Annotated in this window: 21 protein-coding genes and 1 pseudogene; 6 read left to right on the top strand and 16 right to left on the bottom strand. The window is 70.2% G+C overall.

Annotation, left to right across the window (positions count from 1 at the left end; all coding sequences use genetic code 11):
* Positions 1 to 2 precede the first annotated feature (2 nt).
* Genes ACWEPL_RS29695 through ACWEPL_RS29660 form a run of 8 tightly spaced genes read right to left on the bottom strand, consistent with a single transcriptional unit; the run spans position 3 to position 6,565 of the window.
* Entirely contained in the window at positions 3 to 824 is an 822-nt protein-coding gene (locus ACWEPL_RS29695; RefSeq protein WP_452438084.1) for a hydrogenase maturation protease, read from the bottom strand.
* On the bottom strand, positions 821 to 1,738 hold the full coding sequence (locus tag ACWEPL_RS29690; protein ID WP_452438083.1) for a hypothetical protein: 918 nt from the start codon (positions 1,736 to 1,738) through the stop codon (positions 821 to 823). The genes ACWEPL_RS29695 and ACWEPL_RS29690 overlap by 4 nt, the downstream gene beginning before the upstream one ends.
* A 6-nt stretch (positions 1,739 to 1,744) precedes the next feature.
* The gene (locus tag ACWEPL_RS29685; RefSeq protein WP_452438082.1) at positions 1,745 to 2,380 is read right to left on the bottom strand and encodes a DUF6084 family protein; all 636 of its coding nucleotides are present in this window, start codon (positions 2,378 to 2,380) and stop codon (positions 1,745 to 1,747) included.
* A 14-nt stretch (positions 2,381 to 2,394) separates the two neighbouring features.
* Entirely contained in the window at positions 2,395 to 2,613 is a 219-nt protein-coding gene (locus tag ACWEPL_RS29680) for a hypothetical protein (protein ID WP_363983079.1), read from the bottom strand.
* Positions 2,610 to 3,245: a DUF5947 family protein gene (locus ACWEPL_RS29675; RefSeq protein WP_350737779.1), complete on the bottom strand. Its 636-nt coding sequence runs from the start codon at positions 3,243 to 3,245 to the stop codon at positions 2,610 to 2,612. The genes ACWEPL_RS29680 and ACWEPL_RS29675 overlap by 4 nt, the downstream gene beginning before the upstream one ends.
* On the bottom strand, positions 3,242 to 3,697 hold the full coding sequence (locus tag ACWEPL_RS29670) for a hypothetical protein (protein WP_350737776.1): 456 nt from the start codon (positions 3,695 to 3,697) through the stop codon (positions 3,242 to 3,244). The genes ACWEPL_RS29675 and ACWEPL_RS29670 overlap by 4 nt, the downstream gene beginning before the upstream one ends.
* Positions 3,697 to 5,502 carry a nickel-dependent hydrogenase large subunit gene (locus ACWEPL_RS29665; RefSeq protein ID WP_363983075.1) on the bottom strand — a complete coding sequence of 602 codons (1,806 nt, stop codon included), beginning with the start codon at positions 5,500 to 5,502 and terminating at the stop codon, positions 3,697 to 3,699. The genes ACWEPL_RS29670 and ACWEPL_RS29665 overlap by 1 nt, the downstream gene beginning before the upstream one ends.
* 16 nt (positions 5,503 to 5,518) lie before the next feature.
* The gene (locus ACWEPL_RS29660) at positions 5,519 to 6,565 is read right to left on the bottom strand and encodes an NADH-quinone oxidoreductase subunit B family protein (RefSeq protein ID WP_350737770.1); all 1,047 of its coding nucleotides are present in this window, start codon (positions 6,563 to 6,565) and stop codon (positions 5,519 to 5,521) included.
* 110 nt (positions 6,566 to 6,675) lie between these two features.
* On the opposite strand from ACWEPL_RS29660, the gene ACWEPL_RS29655 reads away from it, so the two are divergent.
* Positions 6,676 to 7,197, top strand: coding sequence for a hypothetical protein (locus tag ACWEPL_RS29655; protein ID WP_363983072.1), 522 nt, complete (start codon positions 6,676 to 6,678; stop codon positions 7,195 to 7,197).
* A 1-nt stretch (position 7,198) separates the two neighbouring features.
* Here the strand turns inward: ACWEPL_RS29655 and hypF are convergent, their stop codons facing one another.
* The 4 genes from hypF to ACWEPL_RS29635 all read right to left on the bottom strand — a co-directional run bounded on the left by hypF (position 7,199) and on the right by ACWEPL_RS29635 (position 13,536).
* A complete protein-coding gene (hypF, locus tag ACWEPL_RS29650) occupies positions 7,199 to 9,547 on the bottom strand; it encodes a carbamoyltransferase HypF (RefSeq protein ID WP_452438081.1) in 2,349 nt (782 codons plus the stop codon).
* Positions 9,544 to 10,776 carry a cytochrome P450 gene (locus tag ACWEPL_RS29645; protein ID WP_452438080.1) on the bottom strand — a complete coding sequence of 411 codons (1,233 nt, stop codon included), beginning with the start codon at positions 10,774 to 10,776 and terminating at the stop codon, positions 9,544 to 9,546. The genes hypF and ACWEPL_RS29645 overlap by 4 nt, the downstream gene beginning before the upstream one ends.
* 35 nt (positions 10,777 to 10,811) lie before the next feature.
* A complete protein-coding gene (locus tag ACWEPL_RS29640) occupies positions 10,812 to 12,419 on the bottom strand; it encodes an FAD-dependent oxidoreductase (protein ID WP_452438079.1) in 1,608 nt (535 codons plus the stop codon).
* 97 nt (positions 12,420 to 12,516) lie between these two features.
* Positions 12,517 to 13,536: a phosphotransferase enzyme family protein gene (locus ACWEPL_RS29635; RefSeq protein ID WP_452438078.1), complete on the bottom strand. Its 1,020-nt coding sequence runs from the start codon at positions 13,534 to 13,536 to the stop codon at positions 12,517 to 12,519.
* A gap of 116 nt (positions 13,537 to 13,652) precedes the next feature.
* Between ACWEPL_RS29635 and ACWEPL_RS29630 the strand changes: the two genes are divergently transcribed.
* The gene (locus tag ACWEPL_RS29630; RefSeq protein ID WP_452438077.1) at positions 13,653 to 15,455 is read left to right on the top strand and encodes a PA14 domain-containing protein; all 1,803 of its coding nucleotides are present in this window, start codon (positions 13,653 to 13,655) and stop codon (positions 15,453 to 15,455) included.
* A gap of 25 nt (positions 15,456 to 15,480) precedes the next feature.
* Here ACWEPL_RS29630 and ACWEPL_RS29625 read toward each other — a convergent pair whose 3' ends face one another.
* Entirely contained in the window at positions 15,481 to 16,053 is a 573-nt protein-coding gene (locus ACWEPL_RS29625; protein WP_363983055.1) for a TetR/AcrR family transcriptional regulator, read from the bottom strand.
* An 80-nt stretch (positions 16,054 to 16,133) separates the two neighbouring features.
* Here ACWEPL_RS29625 and ACWEPL_RS29620 point away from each other — a divergent pair, with 80 nt between their 5' ends.
* The gene (locus ACWEPL_RS29620; protein WP_452438076.1) at positions 16,134 to 16,544 is read left to right on the top strand and encodes an organic hydroperoxide resistance protein; all 411 of its coding nucleotides are present in this window, start codon (positions 16,134 to 16,136) and stop codon (positions 16,542 to 16,544) included.
* On the opposite strand, the gene ACWEPL_RS29615 is transcribed toward ACWEPL_RS29620, so the two are convergent.
* A complete protein-coding gene (locus tag ACWEPL_RS29615) occupies positions 16,534 to 17,247 on the bottom strand; it encodes a TetR family transcriptional regulator (protein WP_363983049.1) in 714 nt (237 codons plus the stop codon). The two genes, ACWEPL_RS29620 and ACWEPL_RS29615, sit on opposite strands and share 11 nt — an antisense overlap.
* A 113-nt stretch (positions 17,248 to 17,360) precedes the next feature.
* Between ACWEPL_RS29615 and ACWEPL_RS29610 the strand changes: the two genes are divergently transcribed.
* Positions 17,361 to 18,530 (top strand): acyl-CoA dehydrogenase family protein, encoded by a 1,170-nt coding sequence (locus tag ACWEPL_RS29610; protein ID WP_350737744.1) that lies wholly within the window; start codon positions 17,361 to 17,363, stop codon positions 18,528 to 18,530.
* A 271-nt stretch (positions 18,531 to 18,801) separates the two neighbouring features.
* On the opposite strand, the gene ACWEPL_RS29605 is transcribed toward ACWEPL_RS29610, so the two are convergent.
* Entirely contained in the window at positions 18,802 to 19,185 is a 384-nt protein-coding gene (locus ACWEPL_RS29605; RefSeq protein WP_452438075.1) for a hypothetical protein, read from the bottom strand.
* Positions 19,186 to 19,299: 114 nt separating this feature from the next.
* Complete coding sequence (locus ACWEPL_RS29600) at positions 19,300 to 20,370, bottom strand: tyrosine-type recombinase/integrase (protein ID WP_452438074.1); 1,071 nt, start codon at positions 20,368 to 20,370, stop codon at positions 19,300 to 19,302.
* 900 nt (positions 20,371 to 21,270) lie between these two features.
* Between ACWEPL_RS29600 and ACWEPL_RS29595 the strand changes: the two are divergent.
* Positions 21,271 to 22,105, top strand: a pseudogene (locus ACWEPL_RS29595) (transposase family protein).
* A 428-nt stretch (positions 22,106 to 22,533) separates the two neighbouring features.
* A complete protein-coding gene (locus ACWEPL_RS29590) occupies positions 22,534 to 23,016 on the top strand; it encodes a hypothetical protein (protein WP_452438073.1) in 483 nt (160 codons plus the stop codon).
* The last annotated feature ends 71 nt before the right edge of the window (positions 23,017 to 23,087 follow it).

Here is a 23,087-nt window from a genome sequence, read left to right as displayed (position 1 = left end):
CATCACCTCACCGTGGGTGCCGGATCGCGGGCGTCCGGAGTGGCACTTTCCGCAATCATGTCCATAACCAGGGACTTCACTAGGCCGGCCGCCTCGCCGATCATCGCGCGCACCGGCGCGCTCAGCTCGAACGGGTCCTCCTCGACCGACGCCGGCTCGCAGCAGACGACCCGCACCCGCGCGGGGAGCCGGCCGAGCTGCCGGGCCAGCCGCAGGACCCGGACCGGGTCCATGCCGTGCGTCTCCACCGACGCGTCGTCCCCGTCCGGCAGCTCGGGTTCGAGGACGGTGAGCGTGCCGGGAGCCAGGCCGCGCGAGGCGGCGTCCACGAAGACCACGCCCGTGTAGTCCCGCTGCAGGGCATAGGCCAGGTCCATGCCGCGGATGCCGAAGTCGACGACCTCCATGCCCGGCACGCCCGCCTGCCCGGCCAGGTGGCGGGCCACCTCGACGCCGAACCCGTCGTCCCCCAGGAACACGTTGCCGATCCCGGCCACCAGGACGCGGCCGGGGGCCGGGCGGCCGTCCTGCTCCCCGAGGGGCTCGATCTCCTCGGCGGAGTAGAAGAACCGGTGCCCGGGCAGCCGGGCCTCGCCCAGGTCACGCCCGGGATCGTCGTCGAGTGTGACCGCGATGTGGAAGGCGCCCTCGTCGTCCTGCTCCACGCTCTCCACGACGGCCACGCGGCCGTCGAGCACGAGGTCGAAGACGTCGGCCTGCGCGCGGGGCCGCAGCCGTACCCGGCTGCCGGGTCCGACCGGCACGCCGGCGATGACGATCTCGGCCGGTCCGCGGCCCGCCATCCGGGTCCAGAATCCAGTCATTCGTGTGGCTCCGTCCTGCGCATGATGCCGTGCAACCGCATCAGCTCGTCGGGTGTGAGGGAGTCGCAGCGGTCGAGGATCGCGCGGGCGCGCGGGTCCCCGTGGCGGATCTCCTCGCGTTCCCGGTCGCTGAGGGCGAGCACGCTCAGCGTGAGGAGCTGGTCGATCTCGGTCGCGTCGAAGAGGTCGCCGGGGCTCTCCGGCGAGATCCGCGGGTGGTCGTAGAGGATGATCGGCGCGGACAGCACGGTGTGCCGGTCGCCCTCCGGCCCGGCGAGCACCGGCCAGACGCCGGCGTTGTCGCAGTCCGCCGCCTCCGCCCGCAACTCCTCCGGCGGGTCCATGAGGGAGACGAACCTCGCCCGCGGCGCGCGCAGCACGGTGTGCGCGGAGACCAGCGTGCGCCGCATGGCCTCCTCGCGGCCGCCCCCGGGCCAGGGCGTGGTGTTGACCACCTCGACCGTGATCCGGAACAGGTCCGGGCGCAGCCGCCGCGCGCTCGCCTCGATCCGGCCGTTCAGCTCCCGCCAGCCGCCTTCGGGAGACTGATCTCGTGCCGGGATGTCGATCTTCTCGATGACCGGGCCGTGCAGCAGGTCCTCCAGGACCAGGCCCGGCATGCTCACCTCACGCTCCTGGGCCTCCTCGCCGGTCGCCTCCGGCTCCCCGGCGCGGAGCCGGGTGACGACGTGCAGGAAGCGCACGGACACGTCGACGAGGTCGCGGGGCCCGGCTTCGAGCAGGCACTCGGTACGCGTCAGCCACGGGTTGCCGTCATTGGCGCGCCCGTACGCCTCGGGGTGGACGCCGCCGATCGTCCACCGGTGCCGGTTCTTCAGCGACGACTCCCGGTACGGCCACAGCAGGTAGCCCTCGTACAGCACGGCCTGCGCGATCTGCCTGACAGGGTCCATGTGGGATCAGCCTCCGCCCGTCTCCAGCAGCGACCGCACCGCGTCGTCCCAGCCGGGCAGGGTGTGCCGGACCCGGTGCGCGTACAGGCGGTCGAACGTGCCGCGCTCCAGCCGGATCCAGGCGGTGTCCGGGAAGTGGCGGTCCATGAGGTCCTTCCAGACCGTCACCGGCATGCGGAAGTCCGCCTCGGTGTCCCACGGCAGGCAGGCCGCCTGAAGACGCCGGTCGTCGAGGTAGAACACGGTCCCGGTGAACAGGAACCGCAGCGGCACCTCGCCGTCCGGCAGGCCGTGCAGGTACTTGGCCGCGGCCACGTCGAAGTCGTAGGTGCACGCGACCGTGACCGGCGTGGTCGTGCCGCCGGTGAAGGCCGGGACGTGGGTGACGGTCTGCGTCCACAGCAGGCTGGACAGGTTGCGTCCCCAGTCCTCGGGCGGGCCGAACAGCTCCTTGAGCCGCTCCGGCGCCTGCCCGTCGTAGCCGCGGGCGGTGGCGTCGATGCGGATCTGCGTGGCCAGCGTGATCGCCTGGACCGGAGCGTCCGACCGCAGGTCGAGCCGGAAACACAGAGCGGGCGCGACGGCGGGCGTGGCGGGCTCGACGTCGCGCACCTCGATCCGCAGAACCGGTGTCGTCGTCATTGAGGTCGGCGGCATCACGCGGGCGACAGGTTGGGCATGTCGGGGTCGATCGGGTCGTGCATGCGCGGGTTGACGCCGGTCGAGCGCCGGGCCGTGGAGCGGCCGTCGGGCAGGTGGCCCTTCTGCCTGCCGTAGCCGCCCAGCGCGTTGCCCTCGGCCACGCCCTTGACGTGGGAGGGGGCGTCGGGGCGCACGTCGCGCCGCCCGGTCTTGATCGTCGACTTCTTGTTCACGCGGGACTCCTGTCGTTGCCGGTGGCCGGTACGGTGACGGACCGGCCGCCGAGGTCGGTGAAGAATCGGGTGATGTGCTCGCGTACGTCCTTGCCACCCGTCAGGCCCCGCCAGTGCGCGCGGATGGCTCCGACGAGCGCGTAGCAGTCGTCCACCGGCACGATCCAGGCCTCGCGGTCGACGAGCAGGGCCTCGACGTCCGGCTCCAGCCGCCGCAGCACCGGGTTGTCGCGCCGCAGCAGCTCCCAGGCGGTCCGGTCGGCGGGCGCCCGCACGGCCCCGGCCGGGCTCGGGTAGTACAGGACCGGGTCACCGGTGTCCGAGTCGTGGATCAGGAACACCGTGCGCACCGGGGCCCGCAGCCGGGCCCAGGCCCCCTCCTCCAGGCGGAAGCCGCTCAGCCGCCAGCGGCGCTCGGGCACCAGCCGGTAGTGCCCGCCGCCGGCCGCCGCGTGGTCGAACAGCACCTGGCAGGCGCGGCACGCGCAGCGCAGCTCGCGCCCGGCCAGCTCCAGCAGGTGGCGGTGGACGGCCGGCAGCGGCTCGGCGCACAGCTCGCAGCGCTGCGTGCGCGGTTCACGCCGGGCGGGCTCGACCGACTGCGCGGCGAGCCGGCGCAGCAGGCCCGTCATGGCACCGGGGCCCGCGAGGCGGGGCGGACGGTCAGGCTCTCGACCGGGATCAGGGCCGCGTCCGCGACCTCGATCTCGACCCGCTCGATCTCCGGGGCCGCCTCGCGTACCGCGTCCCGGAGGGCCGAGGCCGCCCCGGCCGCCGAGGAGCGGCAGCCGGTCGGGCGGAAGCGCAGCCGTACCAGGTCGCCCTCGACGGAGAGCAGGTCGGCGGCGCCGGCCAGCGCCTGCTCCACCCGGGTCCGGGTGTCCAGCGGGTGCAGATCGTGCAGCAGGAGCAGGGGCGAGACCAGCTCGTCGGCGCCCAGGCGGGCCGCCGCCTCGTCGCCCACGAGTGTCATGACCCGTGCCAGGCCCTCGCCGTACAGGCCGAGCACCTCCGCGACGAGCTCCGTGGCGGCCCCGTCGGCCTTGTCGAGCAGGGATTCGATCCTGCGGACGCGCTCGTTCATCAGCCGGAGACGCTCGCGCCGAACGTGGGCGAGTGCACCTGCTTGAGCACCTTGCCGCCGCCCAGGTACATGTGCACCCCGCAGGGCAGGCACGGGTCGAAGCTGCGCACGGTACGCATGATGTCGATGCCCTTGAACGAGTCGGCGCCGTTCTCCTCGAAGATCGGCAACCCCTGCACCGCGTCCTCGTACGGGCCCGGCGTGCCGTACCTGTCGCGCGGGCTGGCGTTCCACGGCGTCGGCGGGTACGGGTGGTAGTTGGCGATCTTTCCGTCGCGGATCACCACGTGGTGCGACAGCACGCCGCGCACCGCCTCGTGGAAACCGCAGCCGATCGCCTCGTCCGGCACCTCGAAGTCGGTGAACACCTGCGTGCGCCCGGCCCTGACCTCGCCCATCGCCTGCTCGTAGAAGTGGACGGCCATCGCCGCCGCGTACGCCACGAAGTAGACGCGGGCGCGGTTGCGCTCGATGGTGTTCGCCCAGCGCGGGATCTTCCACTCCAGCCGCGTCTCCGGGAAGGCGGCGCTCTTGGGCAGATTGATCTCCACGCTCTGGCCGGTGGCCCGCACCGTGCCGGTGTCGACGAGCCCGGCCAGCGCCGTGGTCCACAGCCGGGCCAGCGGGCCGCCGCCGGTGTCGAGCGCCAGGTGGTCGCCGGTGCGCTTGTCGTACCAGCGCGGGCTCATCACCCAGCTGTAGTTGCCGTTCTCCAGGTCGCGCTTCTGCGGCTTGGGCAGGGTCGTCTGGTTCCACGGGTGGCGCTGGTCCACCGGGTTGCCCAGCGGGTCGTGGGTGACGAACGTCTCCTCGGCCTGCCAGTCGTCATAGTACGAGCTGCCCAGCAGGATCCTGATGCCGAGGTTGATGTCCACCAGGTTCGTCGTGACCAGCTCGTTGTCCACCACGATGCCCGGCGTGACGAACATCCGGCGGCCCCAGTCGTTCATGTTCCGGTAGTCGTAGTCGACGACCGCCGGGTCCTGGAACGCGCCCCAGCAGCCGAGCATCACGCGCCGGCGGCCGACCTCCTCGTAGCCGGGCATGGCCTCGTAGAAGAAGTCGAAGAGGTCGTCGTTCATCGGGACGGACCGCTTGACGAAGTCGAGGACGCGCAGCAGCCGCACCATGTAGTCGGTGAACACCTGAGGGGTGGCAACCGTGCCCACGCCGCCGGGGTACAGCGTGGACGGGTGCACGTGCCGGCCCTCCATCAGGCAGCACATCTCCCTGGTGACCCGGCTCACCTGCAGCGCCTCGCGGTACAGGTCACCGGTGAACGGGTTGCACGCGCGCATGATGTCGGCGATCGTCCGGTAGCCGTGGATCGCGGAGTTGGGCGCCTGGGTCGTCTCGGCCCGGCGCAGCAGGCTCGGGTTCGTCTCCTTGACCATCTGCTCGCAGTAGTCGACGAAGACGAGGTTGTCCTGGAAGAGCGTGTGGTCGAACATGTACTCGGCGGCTTCGCCCAGGTTGATGATCCAGTCACCGAGTGGAGGGGGCTTGATGCCGTACGCCATGTTCTGCGCGTAGATCGAGCAGACCGCGTGGTTGTCACCGCAGATGCCGCAGATGCGGCTGGTGATGAAGTGGGCGTCGCGCGGGTCCTTGCCCCTCATGAACACGCTGTAGCCGCGGAACAGCGACGAGGTGCTCTTGCACTCGACGACCTCGCGGTTCTTGAAATCGATCTTCGTGTAGATGCCCAGGTTCCCGATGATCCTGGTGATCGGGTCCCAGGACATCTCCACCAGCTCGCGGGCCTCGCCCTTGAGCTTCTTCTCACCTGCCGTACGGATGGCCACCTCGCCGCTCTCCCTCTCAGCCGTTTCCCCAGCGCGGGTCGAACCCGCTCGTCAGCCGGCGGCGGTTGTGGCGCCACTTCGGCTCCTTGTTCGCTGCCTTGTTCGTGATCGCGCGAAGCCTGCGGATCATCGCGCCGTACGCGCCGCTCATCGCGACCGAGACGGACGCTCCCGGAGGCTCGTCCATGAAGGGCATGAACTTGTCGGGGAAGCCGGGCATGGTGCAGGCGATGCAGATGCCGCCCACGTTCGGGCAGCCGCCGACGCCGTCCATCCAGCCGCGCTTGGTGACGTTGCAGTTGACCACCGGCCCCCAGCAGCCGACGCGCACGAGGCACTTGGGGGAGTTGTAGTCGAGGGCGAAGTCGCCCTGCTCGTAGTAGCCGGCCCGGTCGCAGCCCTCGTGCACGGTCTTGCCGAACAGCCAGGTGGGGCGCAGCATGTCGTCGAGCGGGATCGTCGGCGCCATGCCCGCAGCCTGGTACAGCAGCCAGGTCAGCGTCTCGGTGAAGTTGTCCGGCTGGACGGGACAGCCGGGCACGTTGACGATGGGCAGCCCGCCCGCGGAGCGGAAGTCACGGCCCAGGTAGTCGGCCAGCCCCATGCATCCGGTCGGGTTGCCGGCCATGGCGTGGATGCCGCCGTACGCCGCGCAGGTGCCGATCGCGACCACGGCCCAGGCCTTGGGCGCGAGCCGGTCGATCCACTGGTTGACCGTGATGGGCTGGCCGGTGGCCGGGTCGTTGCCCATGGACGTCCAGTAGCCGTCGCCGTTGATCTTCTCGTTCGGGATGGAACCCTCGACCACGAAGATGAACGGGCCGAGCTCACCCTCGTGGGCCCGGTGGAACGGGGCCATGAAGGCGTCACCCGTCTCCGCGGCCAGCACCTTGTTGTGCAGGTGCACCTTGGGCAGTCCCGGTACGAGCCCGAGCAGGACGTCCTCCAGGCTCGGCAGCGTGGCGGCGGTGACCGAGACCGTGTCGCCGTCGCAGCTCATGCCCTCCGAGGTCCACAGGATGTGCACCTCGTCCAGAGCTTTCGGTGTTTGTGTGGTTGTCATGGCCCAAGCCCCCTTCTTGGCCCGCGTAGAGGTTTAGGCCCCCATATCATTTGGTATCCGACCTGCGACTCTACGTAGCGGACATACCGTGATGACGGAGGTTGTAAACCATGACGCAGACCCTGCCGACCCGTACCGGCACCCGCGATGAGCTGCGCGAACGCGTCTCGACCCGGCCTGCGCAGGCCCTCGTGCGGGCCGCCGCGCGGGGAGCGATCGGCTCCATGGCGATGTCCGGGTTGCGGCAGTTCACGACGGCGATCGGCCTCGTGGCGAAGGTGCCGCCCGAGGCCGTGCTGGAGCGCACCGTCCCGCGGTTGTTCCACCGGGTGCACCACCGGCGGCGACCCGCGATGGTAGAGCTGACGCACTGGGGGTACGGTACGGCCGGAGGGGCGCTGTACGGGCTGCTGCCGCACCGGCTGCGCCGCCGAGCCTGGGCCGGGCCGGCCTACGGCGTGGCGTTCTGGCTCGCCTTCGAGGCGGCCATCGCGCCCGCCCTCGGCCTGCCGCGCCATCCCCGCACCACGACGGAGCGCCTGGCGCTGCTGGCCGACCACCTGCTGTACGGGGTCGTGGTCGGCGCCTCCCCGTGGCCTCACCGGGACGTGCCGGAAAGCCCTGTCGACTGACCTATGGACCGACCGGGCCGAGCCGGTCCCTGGCGGCGGCGACGGCCACCTGGCCGAGGCTGATGCCGCCGTCGTTGGCCGGCACGCCGGAGTGGGTGAGCACCCGGAACCCGGCCCCGCGCAGCCGGTCCACCGTGCGCCGCAGCAGCAGCACGTTCTGGAAGACGCCGCCGGACAGCGCGACCGTCGTCAGCCCCGTCCCGTCGCGCAGCATCCGGCAGCAGCGCACGATGAGATCGCTCACGCCGTTGTGGAAGCGGGCGGAGATGACCGGCACGCCGACGCCCGCGGCCAGATCCGCCAGGGCGGCCCGTACCAGGTCCGAGCCCGCCACCACCAGCACGCCGCCGTCACGGGAGACGGCCGCCGGGTAGCCGCCGCGCTCGGCGGGGTCGGCGAGCTGCTCCAGCTCGATCGCGGCCTGCCCCTCGTACGTGATGGCGTCGCGCACGCCGAGCAGCGCCGCCACCGCGTCGAACAGCCGGCCCGCGCTGGACGTCAGCGGCGCGGCCGTCCCGCCGCGCCGGGCCAGCGCGCTCACCTGCCCCCACCGCCGCTCGTTGCGCCGGGCCACGGCCGACGCCTCGCCCTCGCCGTCCAGGTAGGCGGCGGCCATCCGCCACGGCTGCCTGATCGCCGCGCTGCCGCCCGGCATCGGCACGGGCGCCAGATGCCCGGCCCGCTCGAACGCGACCAGGTCGGCCAGCAGGAACTCGCCGCCCCACAGGGTCCCGTCGAGCCCGTAGCCGAGCCCGTCGAACGCGACACCGATCACCCGGCCGTGCTCGCCGTTGTCGGCCAGGCAGGCGGCGACGTGCGCGTGGTGGTGCTGGACGGCGACCAGCTCCACGTCCGGCAGGCCCAGGGCGTGCTTGGTGGACAGGTACTCCGGGTGCAGGTCGTGGGCCACCACCTCGGGACGCACGTCGAACAGCGCGGCGAAATGCTCGATCCCCTCCACGTACGACCGGAAGGTCTCGTAGTCCTCCAGGTCGCCGATGTGCGGGGAGACGAACGCGTGCCGCCCCTTCACCAGGCAGAAGGTGTTCTTCAGCTCGGCACCGCAGCCGAGGATCCGCCGGGACGCCTCCCAGGCCAGCGGGAACGGGCGCGGGGCGTGGCCGCGCGAGCGCCGCACGGCCATCCCCTTCCCCCGGAAGGGCCGCACCACCGAGTCGTCGGCGCGCAGGTGGATCGGGCGGTCATGCGTGAGGAACGCGTCCGCGATGCCGCCGAGCCGCTCCAGGGCGTCGCGGTCGTCGTACGCGATCGGCTCGTCCGAGCGGTTGCCGCTGGTCAGCACGATCGGGGCGCCCAGGTCGGCGAGCAGCAGGTGGTGCAGCGGCGTGTACGGCAGCATCAGCCCGAGCTCGCGGCTCCCCGGCGCGACCGCCCCGGCCACCGCCGCGTCCGGGCGGCGCGGCAGCAGGACGACCGGCCGCGCGCGGTCGGTCAGGAGCGCGGCGCCGGCCTCGTCCACCTCGCACAGCCGCCGGGCCGCGGCCAGGTCGGCGACCATGACCGCGAACGGCTTGTCCTCGCGCCGCTTGCGCCGCCGCAGCTCGGCGGCGGCGTCCTCGTCGGCGGCCGGCACCGACAGGTGGTAGCCGCCGAGCCCCTTCACCGCCAGCACCCCGCCCCGCCGCAGCACCCGCACGGCCCCGGCCAGCGGGTCGCCCGCCGCGCCGACGAGCTCTGCCGGCGGCTCGCCCGTCGCACCGACGAGCCTGAGCGCGGGGCCGCAGGCCGGGCAGCAGATGGGCTGCGCGTGGAAGCGCCGGTCGGCCGGATCGTGGTACTCGGCCAGGCAGCCGTCGCACATGGCGAACCCCGCCATCGTGGTCAGGGGCCGGTCGTACGGCATCGCCCGCACGATCGTCAGCCGCGGCCCGCAGTTGACGCAGTTGACGAACGGGTAGCGGTAGCGCCGGTCGGCGGGGTCGGCCAGCTCCGCCAGGCAGTCGGCGCAGGTGGCGATGTCGGGCGACACCAGCGTGCGTGAGGCCCCCGACGGGTCGCTCGCGACGATCCGGAACCGGCCGTCGGCGCGCACCGCACGCGAGGTGACGGTCACCCGCTCGATCGCGGCCAGCGGAGGCGCGTCGCGCTCCAGCCGTACCAGGAACTCCGCGATCTGGCCGTGCCCGCCCTCCAGCTCGACGAAGACGCCGTGCGCGTCGTTGCCCACCCGGCCCGCCAGCCCGAGCCGCGTGGCCAGCCCGTGCACGAACGGCCGGAACCCCACCCCCTGAACGACGCCCTCGACCCGGACCCGCACCCCCATCGGGCCAGTCTGCAACGAGAACGGCCCCGACTGAATCACCCCGTCGGCGAGGCGCGGATCGCTCATGCGGGAAGGACGTCGTCGAACTCCACGTAGAGGTGCCGGGGCCCGCGCAGCCCCGGGTTCGGCCGGTACGGCGGCGGGTCGGCGACCAGGCGCGGATTGACCAGCCGCCGCGCGAGCTCGCCCAGCGCGAGCTGCGTCTCCAGCCGCGCCAGCGGGGCCCCGAAGCAGTAGTGGATGCCGCTGCCGAAGCCGAGGTGCTGGTTGTCCTGCCGGTCGGGGTCGAAACGGTCGGGATCGGGGAAACGCGCGGGATCACGGCTCCCGGCGGCGAGCACGAGGCTGATGATGGCGCCTTTCGGGATCGTCGTGCCCGCGATGTCGATGTCGGCCAGCGCGGAGCGGCGCAGGCTGAGCAGCTGCACCGGCGGCTCGAAGCGGAGCAGCTCCTCGACCGTGCCGACGACCAGGTCGGGCTCGTGGCGCAGCCGGTCCAGCACGCGGGGGTTGCGCAGCAGCGTGAGCATGCCGTTGGCGACGAGGTTGACGGTGGTCTCGTGGCCGGCGACGAGCAGCGTCGCGGCGGCGCTCAGCAGCTCCTCCAGGCGCAGGTCGATGGCCGGGTCGGTGACGATGGCCGAGAGCAGGTCGTCGCCCGGCCGCCGCCGGTGGGCGTCCATCAGCTCCTTCATGTACGTGCCGAGCTCCGTCCTGACCTCCATGTTCCGCCGCTCCCGCTCGGCGACGGTCCCGGTCGTCGGGTCGATGGTCTCGATGATGGCCTGCGACCACCGGTGGAAGCGGGGCTCGTCCTCGCGGGGCACGCCCAGCAGGTCGCAGATCACCGTGACCGGCAACGGATAGGCGAAGTCCTCGACGATGTCGACCCGGGTCTTTCCGGCGAACCGGTCGATCAGGTCCGTGACGATCCGCATCATCCGGGGTTCCATGCCGTCGACCCGGCCGGGGGAGTGGGGCGGCCCGAAGTGCCGCATCATCATGGAGCGGATCCGGTCGTGGTCCGGCGGGTCCGTCCTGATGAAGGACGACGGCAGCGCCGTCCCCGACTCCTGCTCGGCGGCGATGTCGGGAATGTTGCGGACGTCGGAGCTGACGCGCGGGTCGTGCAGCAGCGCGACGATCTCCCGGTAGCCGCTGACCGCATAGCTGCCGTCAGCCTGCCGCGCCACCGGGGTCCGGCGGAGCTCGGCGTAGAGCGGGTACGGATCGGCGCGGTTGGCGTAGTCGAGGATCTGCTCGTAGACGCTTGCCCCTGCCACTTCCTCTGCCACTATGACGGCTCCCTGATGTGCTCGCTCGGTGTGGTTCACTGCCGCCGCTGCAGCGTCACGCGGCGCTCGTCCGGGTTGTGGCCGGTCAGCACCACGGTCGCGCCGTAGGTGGGGGAGATCCGCTGCGGTACGTCGGCCGGCATGACCTGGAGGCCGTCGGGCTGCCCGACCATGCCGGGGCCGGGCGGGAACGGCGCGGCCCGCTCGATCTGCGCCTGGTAGAAGTCGAGCCACATCGCCTGGTCGAAGGCGACGGCGGCCGTCATGCGGCCCCGGTTGCCGTAGACGGCGACGAACCGGCGATCGGCGACCGAGCCCTGCGCGATGACGACCTCGTCGGCGAAGGTCGGCACCCCGACGGACTTGATGTTGACGCCGAACTGGGCGGACCAGAAGACCGGCAGGGACACGTGCGGCCAGCGGTCGCTCTCGGCGCTGATCATGTTGTGCGCCGCGACCTGGGCCTGGGTCACCGCGTTGCCCCAGTGTTCGAGGGACAGGAACTGGTACTCGTACACCGGGTGCGGGAAGCGCGCCACGTCGCCGGCGACGAAGACGTTGTCGGTGACCAGGGCGTTGACGTCGAACGCGCGGCAGCCCGCGTCACAGGCGACGCCCCACACCCCGGCGGCCAGCCCCGAGCCCTCCAGCCATTCGACGTTGCGCTCCGCGCCGAGCGCGGCCACCGCCACGTCCACGTCGAGCGTGGTGCCGTCGGACAGGCGGGCGCGGCGCAGGCGACCGTCGCCGTCCCCTTCGAGCGCCTCGACGGTGACCCCGCAGCGCAGGTCCACGCCGTGGTCGCGCTGCATGTCCGCCGCGATCGCCCCGATCGTCCCGCCCAGCGCGCCCGACAGCGGCGCCTTCCCGCGCTCGGTGACGGTGACGTCCAGGCCCAGTTCGCGGCAGACGGAGGCGATCTCCGACCCGGTGAAGCCGGCGCCGATGATCAGCACGCGGCGAGGGCCCGCGGTCAGCCGCTGCCGCAGCCGGGCCGCGTCCTCGTTGGTACGCAGCACGAACACCCCGTCGAGGGCGGCCTCCTCCGCGTTCGGCCAGGGCCGGGCGCGTGCTCCCGTGGCGATCAGCAGGCGGTCGAAGTCCACCTTCCGGCCGTCCGCGAGGTGGACCTGCCTGGCCGCCAGGTCCAGCCCGGTCGCCGTCTGCCCCAGCAGCCATTCGGCCTCGAACTCGGCCCGCCGGGGCAGCGCGGTGCCGTCGGCGGCCACCTGCCCGGTCAGGACCTGCTTGGACAGCGGCGGCCGGTCGTACGGCTCGTACGGCTCCGCGCTGATCAGGGTCAGCGACCCGGCGTAGCCCTCCCTGCGCAACGTCGTCGCCGCCCGCAGCCCGGCCAGCGAGGCGCCCACGATGACGATGCGGCCGACCTCCACGGGTCTCTTCCCGTTCACCGGCCTGGGCGGGGCGGCCTTGGCGGGCCTTCCGAGCGTGTGGACCTGGTCGACCACCAGGGCCTGGACCGGGCAGGCCGCGGCGGCGCGCAGGACGCGGGTGCGCTCGGAGTCGTCCGGGTGGAGCTCGTACATGAGGGCTTCGGAACGGCGCATCGCGAAGACATCCGGCGCGAGGAAGGCGCACTGCCCGTAGCCCTCGCAACGGGTGAGATCAACGACGACTCTCATCTGGTTCGCCCTCTTCGACACGTAGTGTAGCGATTACTGTGAGTAATCATGGGTGGCATACCCATTGCGGTCATAGCCACACCAACCGCCCCGCGGGTCAGCGGGAGGCTGCCAGCGCCAGCACGTCCGCGAGCTGGCGCGGCGTCGGCAGGATGCGCAGGGACTCGTCGATCTCGCGTTCCGCCCACTCGCGGTGCCGCCGCTCGGTCCCCGGGTCCAGCGCGACGCGGGTCTGGACCAGCAGGAAGTTCAGCCGGGTCGCCAGCAGCATCGAGAAGTCGGCCGCCTCCGTGATGCGCCCCGGCCCGCCGTCGCGCACGTAGGCCTCGTACATGGCCCGCATGGCGTCGAGGTCCGCGTCCGGGCCGTCGCAGAACCAGTCGAACAGCGCCCTGGCCAGCTCCCGCCCCGGCGCGGCCGGGCCGAGGTTGTCCCAGTCGACGACCACCAGGGCGCCCGCGGGGTCGGCCAGGACGTTCTCCGGGTGCAGGTCGCGGTGGCAGACGATCAGCTCGGCGGGATCGGCCGGCGCGACCGCCGCGCACAGCTCGGGCAGCGTGGCCAGCCGCTCGGCCAGCCGCCCGGCCCAGGCCGGGCCCCCTCGCACCCATTCCTGTTCGGCGGGGACCCGGTGATACTCCGCCCGCGCCCATTCCCGCTCGGCGGGGACCTGGTGGTACCAGGCGGCGGGTGGCCCGCCGTCCGCCTCCGCCGTCGCGGCGGGAGCGCATCGGTGCAGGCGCGCCAGCAGCGTTCCGAGCTCCTGCGGCGTGGCCCGCGCCGCGAGATCGACCGGGCGCAGGTCGATCCAGTCGTAAAGGCGCAGCCACGGCCCGCCGCCGGGCGCGCTGAGCAGATGGTGGCCCGCGCGGTCGGGGTAGCCGGCCGGCAGCCGCACTCCCGCCTCGGCCGCCCGCCGCGCGAACGCCAGCTCCGCCTCGATCAACGCCTCCGACGGCGGCTCGCCGAAGATCTCCTTCAGCGCGTAGCGCGCCGGGCCCACCTCCAGCCGCCAGATCTGCCCCAGCGCGCCGCGCGGCCCGGCCGACACCACGACGTCGTCATCCCACCCGAACGCCTCGCGCACGTACGCGACCAGCTCCGTGACCACGCTCATCCCTCCGCGGTGAGATCCACGCGTTCGAGTATGAACCGCCACAGCGGCGTTCACTCGACTGTCATCCGCATATGTCATGATCCACGGGTTCTCACGGATCTTGTGACAGGAGAAGGATGACTGCATTAGCGCGCCGCGCGCTCCGCGCCGCTCTCGCGGGCGGCCTGGCCGCGGCCGTGGCGATCTGGCCGGTGGCGGCACCCGCGGAGGCGGCCGTGCCCGCCGCCGTGTCCGCCGCCGTGTCCGCCGCCGTGTCGGTGGACTTCACCAAGCCGGTTCGTACGCTGTCCGCCGGCGACTACGGCGTCGGCATCACCGGGTACGGCGAGGGCTCGTACATCACGAACGACTCCCGGCACCGCGAAAACCTGCGCAACCTCAAAGCGGGCCGGATGCGCATAGAGCTGCACTACCAGGAGCCGGGCAACCACTCCAGCCCGATCGTGTGCGGCGGGTACAAATGCGACACGACCATCACGGGCGACGCCTGGATCGCGGCCATTCGCGACCTGGGTGCCGAGCCGGTCGTCATCCTCCAGGTGGACGGCCGCCAGACCGCCGAGGTGAACCGGGACGACGCGGTCGCCCTCTACCGGCACTTCGCCGCCTCGGGCACGCCGGTGCGCCGCTTCATTCTGGGCAACGAACTCAACTGCACCTGTACCCCAGAAAAGCCGGAAATGTCGGCATCTGAGTACAGCCGGCGCTTCAACCTGATCACCGACGCCCTCGATGCCGTGGACTCCGCGGTCCGCGTCGGCGGCCCCGCCACGGCCTGGAACGACCTGTCGTACATCAGGACGTTCCTGGAGGGCTCGCGGGACCGGGTCGACTTCCTCGACTACCACGACTACGGCAACGGCACGGACCCGATCAGCGACGAGGACCTCCTGGGCGCCGCCATCCGCAGCTACGAGACGGACCTGAAGGAGGTCGGCGCGCTGGCCGAGTCCGTGCTCGGCCGCAAGATCGACCTCCAGATCGGCGAGTTCAACTCCGACTTCGACGACCCCGACGGCCACCGTACGCTGACCCACTTCAACACGCTCTGGGGCGCGGCGGCGCTGGGCCAGATCCTGCACGCCGGAGCCGCCGCCTACCAGTACGGCGACAAGAACGGCCAGCTCGGCCTGACCAGCACGAAGGGTGAGGGCGGCATCCCGCGCAGCGAGCCGCTGCCCATCTACCACGGCATCGGCATGTTCACCGGCGAGGGCCTGTTCCGCCCGTTCGGCACGACCATGGTGCAGGCGACGGCCGACACCGACCAGCTGTACGCGTTCGCCTCGGACGGGTCCAAGAACGTCGTCCTGGTCAACGTCGGCGCCCAGCCGCTGGAGACCAGGCTCGCGTTCACCGGCCTGACGGCGGGCACGGCCGCGATCTGGCAGAGCACCTCCGACGCGTGGGCCCCGCACCGCACCGGCACGGCCGCCGTCGCGGGCGGCGCCGCGACGCTCACGCTCCCCGCGCGCTCGGCCACGACCCTGGTCATCGACCAGCAGGGCCTGTCGGCGACCTACTTCGACAACGCCGACCTGACCGCGCCCAAGCTGACCCGGATCGACCCGGCGGTGGACTTCGACTGGGGCGCGAACGCCCCCGACCCGGCCGTGTCCGCCGACACGTTCAGCGTGCGGTGGACCGGCAAGGTGATCGCCGAGCGCGCCGAGACGTACACGTTCATCACCACGAGCGACGACGGCGTGCGGCTCTGGGTGGACGGCACGCTCCTCGTGGACAACTGGACGGACCACTCCAAGCGCGACGACAGCGGCCAGATCGCGCTGAGCGCCGGGGCGCACGACATCAAGATGGAGTTCTACGACAGCGGCTACGACGCCATCGCCCAGCTCCACTGGTCCAGCCCCACCGTACAGCGGCAGATCATCCCCACGGCGAACCTGCTCGCCGCCTGAGCCCTGAGCCCGCCGGCCGGGAGGCTCAGGTGGCCAGCACCCTGGTGAGAGCCTCCTGGACGGCGGCGCGGACCGTGGCGGGATCGTCGAGGTCGAAGCCGACCACGAGCCCGTCCCTGAGCAGCAGGACGATGTCGGCGGTCCGCTCCGGGTCGGGGTGGCCGTCGGCGGCCAGGAGGTCGCGGTAGAGGTCGCGGACCCAGCGGCGATATTCGCTGATGGCCTGCCGTACGGGGTGGGCGGGGTCGGGATACTCGGCCGCCGTGTTGACGAACGGGCAGCCGCGATAGCTGGTGCCCGCGCCGAACTCGCACATGTAGGCGAAGATCTCCAGCAGCTTCTCGCGCGGCGAGGTGGCCCGCAGGGTCGTGACCAGGGTGCGCTGCAGCGCGGTCTGCTGGACCACGTAGGCGCGGACGAGGTCGTCCTTGCCCGGGAAGTGGTGGTAGAAGGTCGCCTTGGCGACGCCCGCCTCGGCGATGATCCGGTCGATCCCGACCGAGTGGACGCCGTCCGTGTAGAACAGGCGCGTCGCGGTCTCGAGGACGCGCTCGCGCGCCGGGCTGGGGCGACGGCCCTCCAACGTTTCTGCGCTCACGAGTTGACGGTACCAGACAGACCTGTCTATTCTCATGCCTAGCGGCAGACAGACAGGTCTGTCTAACGAAGGGCAACGACATGAGCATCTACACCGCCATCGCCACCTCCGCCGGACGCGACGCCCGCGCGGTCTCCTCGGACGGAAAGCTGGACGTCAAGCTGGCCCTGCAGAAGGAGCTGGGCGGCGACGGCGAGGGCACCAACCCCGAGCAGCTCTTCGCCGCCGGCTACGCCGCCTGCTTCGCCTCGGCGATGCGGCTGGTGGGCGCGCAGCAGAAGCTCGACGTCTCGGACGCGTCGATCACGGCCGAGATCGGCCTGTCGCCCAACGGCAAGGGCGGCTTCCAGCTCGAGGCCACGCTCCGGGTCGAGCTGCCCGACTCCATCGCGCCGGAGGCGGCCAGGGAGCTCGTCGAGGCCACCCACCAGGTGTGCCCCTACTCCAACGCCACCCGCGGCAACATCCCCGTCAACCTGGTCATCGAGTAGCGGGGTCGTCGGGGCGGCCGGTGGCGGCCTCGATCTCCTCGGCGATCTTCCACAGCGGCGTGCGACGGGTGGTGAGGACGACCATGACCTCGTCCGCGGCAGCCTCGGCCTCGAGGCCGTCCACCCAGGGGCCGAGGGCCTTGGTCACCTCCGAGATCGCCGCCGAGAGCCGCGCGCGTACGTCCCCGTGGCCGGCGGAGCGCAGCCAGCCGCGCAGCACGTGGTTGTGCGCGGCCACCACGGCGGCGGAGGCGACCTCGTGGCGCAGCCGGAACTCCGGCCTTTCGTCCTTCGCGCGGCGGCCGTTCATGTAGCCGACGAAGGCCCGCTGATAGCGGCTGGTGGCGGCGATCTCCCACTCGCGCAGCGCCGGCACCCGACGCGTCAGCTCGTACCGCTTGACGGCGGTCTCCGGGTCCTCGGCGTACATGTCCAGGACGATCCCGGCGGCGTCCGCGATCACGAGAAGCGGCGAGCGCAGCGGGGAGGCGGACTCCAGGAACTCCGTCACCCGCCCCAGGCACGCGTCGTGGTCGGGGAGGATCGCGTCCTCCTTCGTGCGGAAGTGCCGGAAGAACGTCCGCCTGGCCACTCCGGCGGCCTTGGCGATCTCGTCCACCGTGGTCGCGTCGAACCCGGCCTCGAGCGACATGCTGATGGCCGCGGACATCAACTCCCGGCGCGCGTCTCGCCTCGCGGACATCTGCTCCCTTCCATCCGCCAACGGGGGCTTCACCGTACACCTGCTCTGGCGTCATGTCACTCAGTGCCTTATCTTAAGTCACTGAGTGCCTGTCCTTGAGTTGGGAGAAGCGTATGAGCCTGGCCGGCCACCTGCACGACGTGGCGGAGGAGTACCCCATGCTCCGCGAGGCGATCAGGGCCCTCGCCGAGGAGAAGATCGCCCCGCAGGCCGCCGCCGCGGACGAGAGCGAGGAGTTCCCCTGGGAGGTCTACAAGGACCTCGTGGCGGCCGACTTCCACGCCGTACACATCCCTGAGCAGTACGGGGGCGCGGGGGCGGACGCGCTGGCCACGGTGATCGTCATCGAGGAGGTGGCGCGGGCATGCGCCTCGTCCTCGCTCATCCCGGCCGTCAACAAGCTCGGCACGGTCCCGCTCCTGCTGTCGGCGTCGGAGGAGCTCAAGTCCCGCTACCTGTCCTCGGTGGCCAGTGGCGAGGCCATGTTCTCGTACGCGCTGAGCGAGCCGGAGGCGGGCTCGGACGCGGCGTCGATGAAGACCCGGGCGGTCCGGGACGGCGACGACTACGTCCTCAACGGCACCAAGATGTGGATCACCAACGCCGGCGTGTCCGAGTACTACACGGTGATGGCGGTGACGGACCCCTCGGCCGGCGCGCGCGGCATCTCCGCCTTCGTCGTGGAGAAGTCCGACGAGGGCGTCTCCTTCGGCCCCAAGGAGAAGAAGCTCGGCATCAAGGCCTCACCGACTCGCCAGGTGATCCTGGAGGACGTCCGCATCCCGGCCTGGCGCATGATCGGCGAGCCGGGCACCGGCTTCAAGACCGCCCTTGCCACCCTCGACCACACCCGCGTCACCATCGCCGCCCAGGCCCTCGGCATCGCCCAGGGCGCCCTCGACTACGCGATCGGCTACGTCAAGGAGCGCCGCCAGTTCGGCCGCCCGATCGCCGACTTCCAGGGTCTGCAGTTCATGATCGCCGACATGGCCATGAAACTGGAGGCGGCCCGGCAGCTCACGTACACGGCCGCGGGCATGTCCGAGACGGCCATGCGCGGGACTCCGGTGAAGGAGCTGACCTTCTTCTCCAGCGCGGCCAAGTGCGCGGCCTCGGACGCCGCCATGGAGATCACCACGGACGCCGTCCAACTGCTCGGGGGGTACGGCTACACGCGGGACTATCCGGTCGAGCGGATGATGCGCGACGCCAAGATCACCCAGATCTACGAGGGCACCAACCAGATCCAGCGCCTGGTGATGGCCCGCCAGCTCCTCAAGTAGCCCTTGACGTGCGAAAACCCCGCCTGCCGGTCGGCTGGGGCGGGGTTCGCTGTCTTGTGGTCGTCAGGTTAGCGATCACTGTTCCGTGCCTGTTCCGTGAGAGTTCACGGGTGCGTATGCCTGGCGATCGAAGCCCTCGCTGGGCGCGATCAGAATGACTTCGCCGAGCGAGGCCCCTGACAGTCATCGATCTGAAAAGCGCGCGAGCTGTCGGACGGTGAAAGATCCGGTGGCTCGCGCGCTTGCCTATTTCCTGTGGGAGCTTGTTGTCTCAGGAGCTCGCGTCCGCCAGGCGACGGACGAGGCTTTCGACGAGGTTGAGATCCTTGGCGGAGAGCTTGTTCAGGGGAGCTTCGAGTCGTTGAGCGGCAGAGGATGTCTGCTGCTTAGGGTGGGCGCCGTACCAGTCGGCGGCGATCATGGCCTGGACTTCCTCCTTGCTCATCCTGAAGAGGTGAGCGATGCCCTCGAAGGTCTCCGGCGCGGGTGGGCCTACGCGTGCGCTAGGGCCGCCACCCCACGCGCCGTGTAGGGCTACGGCGTTCCACCAGCTGTCGGAGCGAACGCTGAGAGACTCTCGACTCATGTCGACATAGCTGAGGCCGTTCTCGCGAAGCGTGAGGACCTTGTCCCTGAAAGGGGTTTGGTTGTTCATGGCATCAGCATCCATAATTCTTGGAGCATCCGCAATACGTTTTCCCTAGGAGCTTTGGTGGATCTTCTTGGAGATTTGGCGGTGCTGTATCTGTCAGCAAGCACTCGCTCCTGGTCACTGGTTCTTGAGATCCGGTACCGTCTTGAGGCGGAGAAGACGGTCATCCATGGCCATGCGAGCACGGTCATGGGAGCCCGGCATCATGTGGGCATAGACGCGGAGGGTGAAGCCGGGGTCGGCATGCCCGAGGTACTCGGCAAGTTCCTTGACCGAGACGCCGCCGGTCAGCATGACGCTCGCGTAGTAGTGCCGGAGCTGGTGTAGCCCCTCCTTGCGCGAGGTGACGTAGCGGCTCCGCTGGCGTCCGTCCTTGTCCGGTGCCGGGATCACGCCCGCTTCGACCAGAGCGGGCTTCCAGACGGTTTCGCTGTAGCTTCTGGCCTTGATGAAGCGGTCGTCCGTCCAGCGGAACAACAGGTTGTGTGTACGAAGCTTGCCGTCTGTCTTCTCCCAGGGCAGGGAACAGGTCAGCGAGGGATGAGTCGAGACGTGCCGTTTGATGGCTTCAGCGGCCCACTCAGGCAGCGGCACCCCCCTTTCGTGGTCGTTCTTGGGCAGGGCGAAGACGTGGTCCGTTCCTAGCTTCTTGATCTGTCGTCGTACGCGGAGAAGACGCTCCTCGAAGTCGACGTCTTCGAGGGCCAGGCCGAACAGCTCACCCTGCCGCAGTCCGCATGCGGCGCCGAGCATCGGCAGTAGGCGGAAGAGGGCAGGGTGAGCGTCGATCAGGGCGCTGACTTGTTCGTCCGACCAGGCCGTTATCTCTTCGGACACGCGCTTCGGCACCTGGACGATGGGGGACTTGGCGGGACTTCGCTTGATGGCCTCGTCCGCGACGGCAAGATCAAGGATGCCCTGGAGGACTAGGAAGGCCGTCTGTACGGTCGAGGTCTCGAAGCGACTGCTCAGGTCACTGATCCACGCTTGGATCTGGGACGGCTTGATGCTCTTCACCTGGCGATTGGCGTAGGCCGGTGCGACGTGGAGGCGGTGGATGTACTCGTACCGGATCTTGGTCGAGGGGTTCACGATGCGGGAGGCAAGCCAGCGTTCAGCGAGGTCGGCGAAGAGCACCTTGCCGGCGTTCGGATCGATGTAGTCGCCACGGGCGATGTCGGCGCCCATGGTCGCGATCTTGCGCTCGGCGTCGGCCTTGCGGTCATAGGCCGGTCGAGCACTCTTTGCCCTCGGGGTCCACCCAGACGGCGAGCCAGCGCTTGCCCTTGCCCGCCGCCGGCCACCCTTCGGAGATGCAGCACGGGCGCGTTCCCGGCGCGGGTGCCGTACACGTGCATGTTGACCAGGCGTCAAGATCCGCATCCTCTTCGGCGACCCCGACAGCCCCCAGGTCGCCAGACGAGGCACCGACGAGGGCATCGGCCCCGAAGTCATGGCCGCCCGCATCAAGAACGCCCTAACCCTCTACCGCCGGCTTCACGACGTCCCCAACGTAGAGATCCGACTCCACCGAACTGTCCTCTACAACTCCATATTTCGGGTAGACAACGAACTCCTGGTCAACCTCCATGCCTACGCCACCCCAGCTGCCGACGCCCCGTCATGCACCTCCACCACAAGGAAGAGCAGGGCACAGCCGCGGTCTACCTCACCAGCTTCGTACGCATCTGGACCGCCGCCCCGCGTCATCACGACGAGACATGACCAGACACCGGGCAGCCCTGAAAGCAACTTCTCTACACGTCATCAAGGCCGCCCGCCTGCGGCGGTCGGCAGCGCGTCGGACGGCCTGTTGGCCGCGCTGCGGCTCTCCGGCCGGTCGCGGCCAACACCGCCCACGCGCTGACCCGCGGAGCAACCATAACCTGATGAATACTCATCACGGTGTGCGGCCTGCCTGCAGTGAGGTGATCTCAGAGAAATAATTCGGGCGATTGGGGATTTTCGGGACGCCCGGGGTGGCGTTTCGGGCCTTTCGGGAGAAGTCGTCGAAGGCCGGAGACAGACGTGGAGCTTCCGGTAGATGAGTTCTCACCACAAGAATCCCCGCCAGCCGAAAGGCTCCACGTGATTGCTCATCGTGCCATGCTCGACGTCTCGCGTGCACTGGTTCGGTACGTTGCCCGGTTGCTGCAGGACGAACGTCGCCAGCTCGGCACTCCCAAAGGCAGTCGTGCCCTGACCCCGTTCTGGCAAGCGGTGCTGGTGCTGCGCTGGTTCCGGGGCGAGTACGACATCCCCAAGCTCGGCCGCGATCACCGCGTCTCCCGGGCCACAGCCTATCGCTACATCGCCGAGGGAATCGACGTCCTCGCAGTTCAAGCCCCTGATTTGCACGAGACTCTGGACCGCGCCAAGGCCGACGGGCTGGCCTATGTGATCCTGGACGGCACCCTGATCTCGATCGATCGCTGCGCCGAGCAGGCCATCAGCGTCAAGGGCGAGCCCATCGACGCCTGGTACTCCGGCAAGGCCCACCAGCACGCCGGCAACCTCCAAGCGCTCTCGGCACCCAGCGGGCTCCCCCTGTGGATCGCCGACGTCGAACCGGGCTCGGTCCACGATCTGACCGCCGCTCGCGCACGTGCTGGGCGCGTTGTACGCCGCAGCCGCAGGCGGCCTGCCGACCCTCGCCGACAGCGGCTACGACGGCGCCGGGATCGGCATTCATACGCCGATCAAACAGCCCGAAGGCAACCAGACCCTTAGCCCGGACAACCGCACCTACAACCGGCTCCTACGCGCCCTGCGATGTCTCGGCGAACGCGGGTTCGCCCTGCTCAAAGGCCGCTGGCGGATTCTCCAGCACATCACCGCCAGCCCCAGCGCAATCGGCGACATCGCCAGCGCCGCCCTTGTCCTCACCCACTTCGAGCACAACTACCTACCAGCAATTCGCTGAGATCACTTCAGTGAACCGCCATAGCCAGACGGTAAGAACGGCGCCTCTGGCGGGATCTCCGGCTCCGAGGTGCCTCGCGATGGCGGAGCTTGTGGAGTGACTGAGATGGACCTTTACTCACCTCGCCCACAATCGACCCAGGTAAGCCCAGCCGTCCCGGCTCCTCCGTATCAAGCCCGGCTGTGATTGCAGGACGATGCATGACCCAGAACGGCGGTCAGTGAATGGGAACGCGAAGCCGCGCTTGACACTCCGTTCTTGGCCCGCTGCTGCTCGCGGCGGTTCGACGGCGTGCGAGGCGAGCAGGGCAGGGAATGTGTGCGGGACCACACCAAGATGAAGACATGCGCCGAAGTAGTGGATGTAACGATTAGGGTGATCTCCAGGAGCAACTGCTTGATGTTAGACGCACGGTTCATCATGGGGTCATGACGCGCGGGTGGAGGATAGCTGGCGGGATATCGGCAGGGCTCGCTCTGATCGTGCTAGGAATATTGCTTTTCAAAGCTGGCCTCGACGATGCCGACAAGTGGGCCAGCGTGATCGGCGTATTCGTGGGACTGCTGGGCCTGGGACTGTCCGGGTATAGCGTGATGCTCAGCCGCCGTGCTCTGCAATCCGGCTCTCAGGCCGCAGGAGTGCAGGTGGTGGCATCCGGGACGCGGTCGATCGCTGCTCGGACCATCTCGGGGAGCGCTCTCACCGGCGACATGGTGCCCGGCGATTTGGCTGAGAAGGATAAGAACCTTGCAAACAACACCCCGCGGGCCGAACCAGCCTCCGCTGTCGAGGCTGCCCAGACCGCCGAGGCGGCTCAGGTGACGGTGACCGCGTCTGGGGAACGGTCGATCGCCGCGCAGTCTATTTCGGGGACCGCTTCCACCGGCGATGACGCCACAGGCGACCGTTGAGAGCCGCCAATGGTGACACAACACCGCAGCGCCGTGCCGAAATCGAGGCATCAGGTGATAGAGCGGTAGCC

Source organism: Nonomuraea sp. NPDC004186 (assembly GCF_053603495.1).
This window is presented reverse-complemented; position numbering and strand designations above follow the sequence as displayed.

Excerpts from the sequence above, each read along its gene's own strand:
- ACWEPL_RS29695 (WP_452438084.1), bottom strand. The coding sequence starts at position 824 with ATGACTGGATTCTGGACCCGGATGGCGGGCCGCGGACCGGCCGAGATC.
- ACWEPL_RS29690 (WP_452438083.1), bottom strand. The coding sequence starts at position 1,738 with ATGGACCCTGTCAGGCAGATCGCGCAGGCCGTGCTGTACGAGGGCTAC.
- ACWEPL_RS29685 (WP_452438082.1), bottom strand. The coding sequence starts at position 2,380 with ATGACGACGACACCGGTTCTGCGGATCGAGGTGCGCGACGTCGAGCCC.
- ACWEPL_RS29675 (WP_350737779.1), bottom strand. The coding sequence starts at position 3,245 with ATGACGGGCCTGCTGCGCCGGCTCGCCGCGCAGTCGGTCGAGCCCGCC.
- ACWEPL_RS29670 (WP_350737776.1), bottom strand. The coding sequence starts at position 3,697 with ATGAACGAGCGCGTCCGCAGGATCGAATCCCTGCTCGACAAGGCCGAC.
- ACWEPL_RS29660 (WP_350737770.1), bottom strand. The coding sequence starts at position 6,565 with ATGACAACCACACAAACACCGAAAGCTCTGGACGAGGTGCACATCCTG.
- ACWEPL_RS29655 (WP_363983072.1), top strand. The coding sequence starts at position 6,676 with ATGACGCAGACCCTGCCGACCCGTACCGGCACCCGCGATGAGCTGCGC.
- hypF (WP_452438081.1), bottom strand. The coding sequence starts at position 9,547 with ATGAGCGATCCGCGCCTCGCCGACGGGGTGATTCAGTCGGGGCCGTTC.
- ACWEPL_RS29640 (WP_452438079.1), bottom strand. The coding sequence starts at position 12,419 with ATGAGAGTCGTCGTTGATCTCACCCGTTGCGAGGGCTACGGGCAGTGC.
- ACWEPL_RS29635 (WP_452438078.1), bottom strand. The coding sequence starts at position 13,536 with ATGAGCGTGGTCACGGAGCTGGTCGCGTACGTGCGCGAGGCGTTCGGG.
- ACWEPL_RS29630 (WP_452438077.1), top strand. The coding sequence starts at position 13,653 with ATGACTGCATTAGCGCGCCGCGCGCTCCGCGCCGCTCTCGCGGGCGGC.
- ACWEPL_RS29620 (WP_452438076.1), top strand. The coding sequence starts at position 16,134 with ATGAGCATCTACACCGCCATCGCCACCTCCGCCGGACGCGACGCCCGC.
- ACWEPL_RS29615 (WP_363983049.1), bottom strand. The coding sequence starts at position 17,247 with ATGTCCGCGAGGCGAGACGCGCGCCGGGAGTTGATGTCCGCGGCCATC.
- ACWEPL_RS29610 (WP_350737744.1), top strand. The coding sequence starts at position 17,361 with ATGAGCCTGGCCGGCCACCTGCACGACGTGGCGGAGGAGTACCCCATG.
- ACWEPL_RS29605 (WP_452438075.1), bottom strand. The coding sequence starts at position 19,185 with ATGAACAACCAAACCCCTTTCAGGGACAAGGTCCTCACGCTTCGCGAG.
- ACWEPL_RS29600 (WP_452438074.1), bottom strand. The coding sequence starts at position 20,370 with ATGGGCGCCGACATCGCCCGTGGCGACTACATCGATCCGAACGCCGGC.
- ACWEPL_RS29590 (WP_452438073.1), top strand. The coding sequence starts at position 22,534 with ATGACGCGCGGGTGGAGGATAGCTGGCGGGATATCGGCAGGGCTCGCT.